The organism is Kineococcus rubinsiae (assembly GCF_011839805.1).
GTDB classification, from domain to species: Bacteria; Actinomycetota; Actinomycetes; order Actinomycetales; family Kineococcaceae; genus Kineococcus; species Kineococcus rubinsiae.
Genome location: NZ_VWPY01000103.1, coordinates 1 through 5,659, shown reverse-complemented (window position 1 = coordinate 5,659; position 5,659 = coordinate 1). Strand labels below are relative to the sequence as shown.

Annotated in this window: 5 protein-coding genes and 1 pseudogene; 3 read left to right on the top strand and 3 right to left on the bottom strand. The window is 74.4% G+C overall.

All coding sequences use genetic code 11. The features are described 5' to 3' along the window. Positions 1–365, top strand: a pseudogene (locus tag F1544_RS22920) (hypothetical protein); the annotation flags it as partial. A 90-nt stretch (positions 366–455) separates the two neighbouring features. Next, entirely contained in the window at positions 456–3,134 is a 2,679-nt protein-coding gene (secA, locus tag F1544_RS22915; protein ID WP_167588513.1) for a preprotein translocase subunit SecA, read from the top strand. 64 nt (positions 3,135–3,198) lie between these two features. Here secA and F1544_RS26750 read toward each other — a convergent pair whose 3' ends face one another. Both F1544_RS26750 and F1544_RS26745 read right to left on the bottom strand, forming a co-directional pair. Continuing rightward, on the bottom strand, positions 3,199–3,864 hold the full coding sequence (locus F1544_RS26750; protein WP_167588512.1) for an Rv3235 family protein: 666 nt from the start codon (positions 3,862–3,864) through the stop codon (positions 3,199–3,201). Between the two features lie 57 nt (positions 3,865–3,921). After that, positions 3,922–4,671: a LysM peptidoglycan-binding domain-containing protein gene (locus F1544_RS26745; protein ID WP_167588511.1), complete on the bottom strand. Its 750-nt coding sequence runs from the start codon at positions 4,669–4,671 to the stop codon at positions 3,922–3,924. 207 nt (positions 4,672–4,878) lie between these two features. Between F1544_RS26745 and F1544_RS22900 the strand changes: the two genes are divergently transcribed. Continuing rightward, positions 4,879–5,418 (top strand): hypothetical protein, encoded by a 540-nt coding sequence (locus F1544_RS22900; protein ID WP_167588510.1) that lies wholly within the window; start codon positions 4,879–4,881, stop codon positions 5,416–5,418. Between the two features lie 13 nt (positions 5,419–5,431). Here the strand turns inward: F1544_RS22900 and F1544_RS22895 are convergent. Continuing rightward, positions 5,432–5,659 (bottom strand): integrase core domain-containing protein (locus F1544_RS22895; RefSeq protein WP_167582534.1); only part of this gene is annotated, 228 nt, incomplete at its 5' end.

Below are 5,659 nucleotides of genomic sequence, written 5' to 3'. Positions count from 1 at the left end.
TCCTGCGGCCGGTCGCGCCCGTGGCCCCGGTCCCCGCCGTCGCCGGCGACCTCGCGCCCGCGCCCGCCGGCACCGCCTCCGTCCCCGCGGCTCCCGCCGTCCCGCACGTCCGCCTGCCCGCCGACCCGGCGCTGGGCCGCGAGGTGCTGGGCACCCCGTCGGCGCAGGACCTCGCGCGCCACCTCGTCCCCATCGGCGGGCTCCTGGAGGGCCTCGTCGACGGCGTCGTGGAGGACGAGCCGGTCGACGCCCTGCTCCTCGCCCCGGTCGCGGCGCACGCGGGCGCCGAGGCCGCGCCTGCGGTCGTCCCGCTGCGCCGGGTGCCGCCGAGCGACCTCCGCCAGCTCCTGCGCGACGCCCGCTGAGGTCGCTCGCGTGACCACTCGCCGACACTGAGCGACGGCTTCCCGCCGGACGGTGACGAGTCCGGGCCGTTGCGCCGATAGAGTGGGCACGTGCCTGCCATCGTCGAGAAGGTCCTCCGCGCCGGCGAGGGCCGCGTCGTCAAACGCCTCCACCGCATCGCCGAGCAGGTGAACGCGCTCGAGGACGACTTCGTCGCCATGAGCGACGCCGAGCTGCGCGGTGAGACCGACCGCTTCAAGGAGCGCCTCGCCGGCGGCGAGGCGCTCGACGACCTGCTGCCCGAGGCCTTCGGCGTCGTCCGCGAGGCCTCGCGGCGCACCCTCGGCCAGCGCCACTTCGACGTCCAGCTCATGGGCGGCGCGGCGCTGCACCAGGGCAACATCGCCGAGATGCGCACCGGTGAGGGCAAGACCCTCGTCGCGACCGCGCCGGCGTACCTGAACGCCCTGACGGGCAAGGGCGTGCACGTCGTCACGGTCAACGACTTCCTCGCCGAGTACCAGAGCGAGCTCATGGGCCGCGTCTTCCGGTTCCTCGGGCTGACGAGCTCCTGCATCCTGTCGCGCATGCGGCCCGAGGAGCGCCGCGAGGCCTACGCCGCGGACATCACCTACGGCACGAACAACGAGTTCGGCTTCGACTACCTGCGCGACAACATGGCGTGGAGCACCGCGGAGATGGTCCAGCGCGGGCACCACTTCGCCATCGTCGACGAGGTCGACTCGATCCTCATCGACGAGGCCCGCACGCCCCTGATCATCTCCGGCCCCGCCGACTCGCCGACCAAGTGGTACGGGGAGTTCGCGAAGATCGTGCGTCGCCTGACCAAGGACGTCGACTACGAGGTCGACGAGAAGAAGCGCACGGTCGGCGTCATGGAGTCGGGCATCGCGAAGGTCGAGGACCTGCTCGGCATCGAGAACCTCTACGAGAGCGTGAACACCCCCCTCGTCGGGTTCCTCAACAACGCCGTGAAGGTCAAGGAGCTCTTCAAGCGCGACAAGGACTACGTCGTCTCGCCCAAGGGCGAGGTGCTCATCGTCGACGAGCACACGGGCCGCATCCTCGCCGGCCGTCGCTACAACGAGGGCCTGCACCAGGCCATCGAGGCGAAGGAGGGGGTGCAGATCCAGAACGAGAACCAGACGCTGGCGACGATCACCCTGCAGAACTTCTTCCGCATGTACGACAAGCTCTCCGGGATGACCGGTACCGCCATGACCGAGGCGGCGGAGTTCCACCAGATCTACAAGCTGGGCGTCGTCCCCATCCCGACCAACCGCGAGATGGTCCGCAAGGACCAGCCCGACCTGGTCTACAAGACCGAGGACGCGAAGTTCACCGCGGTCGTCGAGGACATCGCCGAGCACCACGCCACGGGCCAGCCGGTGCTGGTGGGCACCACGAGCGTGGAGAAGAGCGAGCACCTCTCGGCGCTGCTGGCGAAGGCCGGCGTCGAGCACACGGTCCTGAACGCCAAGCAGCACGAGCGCGAGGCGTCGATCGTGGCCCAGGCCGGCCGCAAGGGCTCGGTCACGGTCGCCACGAACATGGCCGGGCGCGGCACCGACATCATGCTGGGCGGCAACGCGGAGTTCCTCGCGGTCGCGGCCATGAAGGACCGCGGCCTCGACCCGGACGAGTCGCCGGTCGAGTACGAGGCGGCCTGGCCCGAGGTGCTCGAGGCGGCGCACGCGTCCGTCAAGGCCGAGCACGACGAGGTCCGCGACCTCGGCGGCCTGTACGTCCTGGGCACCGAGCGGCACGAGTCCCGCCGCATCGACAACCAGCTGCGCGGCCGCTCCGGGCGCCAGGGCGACCCGGGCGAGTCCCGGTTCTACCTCTCGCTCAGCGACGACCTGATGCGCCTGTTCAACGCCGCCCTCGTGGAGTCGTTCCTCACGCGCAGCGGGATCCCGGAGGACGTGCCCATCGAGTCGAAGATGGTCTCGCGCGCGATCCAGAGCGCGCAGGGGCAGGTCGAGGGCCGCAACTTCGAGATCCGCAAGAACGTCCTGAAGTACGACGACGTCCTGAACCGCCAGCGCGAGGTCATCTACGACGAGCGCCGCCGCGTGCTCGAGGGGGAGGACCTGCACGAGCAGATCCGCCACTTCATCGACGACACCGTGACCGCCTACGTGGTCGCGGCGACGGCGGACGGCTTCGGCGAGGACTGGGACCTCGAGCAGCTGTGGACGGCCCTGCGCAGCCTCTACCCGGTGTCGGTGACGCCGGCGGAGGTCGTCGAGGCCGCCGGTGGCCGCGGCAACCTGACGGTCGAGCGGCTCGTCGAGGAGATGCGCGGCGACGCGCAGGCCTGCTACGACGAGCGCGAGTCGACCCTCGGCGCACCCGCGCTGCGCGACCTCGAGCGACGCGTCGTCCTGTCGGTCCTGGACCGCAAGTGGCGCGAGCACCTGTACGAGATGGACTACCTGCAGGAGGGCATCGGGCTGCGCGCGATGGCGCAGCGCGACCCGCTCGTGGAGTACCAGCGCGAGGGCTACCAGCTGTTCGGGGCCATGACGGAGGCAATCAAGGAGGAGTCCGTCGGGTACCTGTTCTCCCTCGAGGTGCAGCCCACCCCGCAGGCGGGCGGCACGGCCGTCGCGCCCGGGTTCGCGCAGCCGGCCCACCAGCAGCTGCAGTACTCCGCGCCCACCGCCGACGGCGACGTCGAGGTCCGGGCGGGCGACGAGGGCAGCACCGAGGCGGAGTTCGGCAACCGCGCCCAGCGCCGCGCCTCGCAGCGCGACCAGGGCTGATCGGCGGCGCCGAGCGCGCCGCGACGGAGGACCGGGCCGGTCTCCCCCTCGGGGGGAGGCCGGCTCAGCCCATCTCCAGGACCGTGACGCGCCAGCGCCGGTCCCACCCCTCCAGGCGCAGGGCGCTGGCCCGCACCCGGGACCCGTCGCGCACCACGGCGGAGACCTCGACGACGCCGTCGGCGGGCACGCAGGCGCGCACCGACTGCACGACCGGGGCCCGGTGCGGCGTCCCCGTGCGCTGCCGCACCCGGGCCGCGAGCTGGGCGCGGCGCTGGACGCCGACGTAGACGTCGGGCGCGCACCAGCGCAGCAGCTGCTGCGGCGGGCGCTGGCCGGCCAGCACCTCGAGCAGGACGAGCAGGTAGCGGCGGCTCCACGTCGCGGCGTCCGGCAGGTCGGCGCTGCCCGTGGGCTGCGGCCCGGCGAAGGGGACCTCCCCGGTGTCCCGGCCCCGCAGCGGCAGCTCCAGCGGAAGCACGCCCTGGCCCTCGCCGACGAGCCCGACGATCGACGTCACCTCGCCCGGCGACCCGAGCAGCGGCGGGCCGGCGAGGGGGAACGGGTAGCGGCGCAGCCGCGGCGCGGTCGACGTCCGGCCGGTCGCCGTGGGGTCGGTCGCGGTGGGGTCAGTCGCGGTGGGCTCGGTCAGCGGCGGCGCCAGGGTGAGCGTGGGCGTGGCGGTCGGGACGTCCAGCGTCGGGAGGGGTGCGGCGGCGGTGGCGGGCACGACGGGGCTCCAGGAGGTGGGGTGTGCGGTGAGGGCGGGAGAGGGCGGGCGGCGGGCTCAGCCCAGGCGCAGCACCTGTCCGGGGCGCAGGAGGTCCGGGTCTTCGCCGACGACGGCGGCGTTCAGCGCGTAGATCCGCTGCTGCTCGCGCAGGACGTCGCCGCGGCTGGCGTGCGGGCCGAGGCGCGAGGCGGCGATCGACCAGAGGCTGTCGCCCCGGTGCACCACCCGCTCGGCGCTGTCCCGCGCGGGCGCCCAGTGGGCGGGGGCCACGGGGGCGGCCGCGCGCGGGCCCGCGGCGGCGGGGACGACGGCGTGCCACGCAGGGTCGGGCGAGGTACCGGCGTCCGCTGCCACCGCTCCCGCGACGGCGGGGGCGACGGCGGCCCAGCCCGCGTCGGGCACCCGGGGGGCGGCACCGGCCGCCGCGGCGGAGGAACCCAGCGCGACGCCGAGGGCCACGGCGACGAGCCGGCGCAGGAGGGCGGGCGAGACGCGCTGAGCGGCGCGGCTCCCCGCCGGCACCCGCCTCCCGGGCCTCGCCGCCGGCGCGGACAGCGCGTCGGCGGCCGCGGCGGCGACCGCGACCGTCAGCCACAGCAGGACGGCGACGAGCGCCGCTCCCGCGCTCGCGAGCAGCAGGTCGTCGAGCTGGCGCGACGCCCGCAGGGCGGCGCGCACGGTGGGTGCGCTGAGCCAGGCGGTCCCGGCCGCGAGGGCCAGCGGCAGGGCCACGAGGGCCGCGGCGACGGCGGCGGCGCGGAGCCGGCGCGCCGGGAGGGTGCTGCGGGTCGAAGTGTCGCGCACGGTGCCCACCACCTCTCTGAGGGCGTCGATTGACCCGTTCGGGTGTCGTTTGATGTCGTTTGGTGTGGTCTGTCTACCTACGACGGGTGGCGGCACGCCAGGCTGGGAAGGTCCTGCCAGCCGAACGGCGGTCCGAACTCACCGCTCGTCACGACGGCTCACAGGAGGCCTCGCGCACCGCTGCGGCGGCGCACCTACGGTGAGCAGGTGCGCTGGAGCGAGCTGTTCGACGACATGGCGGCGCAGCTCGAGCACGAGGAGCGGCGCGCGCTCGAGCAGGAGGTCGCCGACCGGCGCCTGCGCGACACCGCCGAGGTGGCGCTGCGGCAGCGCCTGGCCGCGACGTCCGGCGAGGTCTCGCTGCAGCTGCTCGACGGCACCTGGCGCACCGGTCACTGCGCCGCCACGGGCGAGGGCTGGGTCCTCCTGGCGCAACCGGGCCCGGCGGGCCGGCAGCTGCTCGTCCCCTTCGCCGGCGTCGACGTGCTCCGCGGGGTCGGGAGGTCGAGCGCCCCGGTCGCCCGCCTCGCCGCCCGGCGCACGCTCGTGCTCGCCCTGCGGGGGCTGGGGACCGCCGGACTGCCGGTCGTGGTGACGACGCGGTCCGGGTCGGTGCGCGGGAGGCTGGGGCGCGTCGGGGCCGACCACGTCGACGTGGAGCAGCCCGCCTCGGGACGCGGCGCGCGGCCCGACGTGGTGACGGTCCCCTTCGCGGCGCTCCTCGCCGTCGAGGAGGCGCCCGGCTAGATGTACCTGGCCATCACGTTGGTGACAGGCGGCTGACCGGCGGGAGGCCACCGAGTGCGCTGTGACGGCGTTGAGTGTTGTAGTGCTCGATCCACGGGGCAAGGGCTGCGGCCCGTTCGGCGTTGCTGGTGAAGACCTGCCGGTAGGCCCACTCGGTGGCCAGGGTCCGGTTCAACCGCTCCACCTTGCCGTTCTGCCAGGGGCAGTGCGGGCGGATGAACTTCTGCCGGGCACCCAGTGC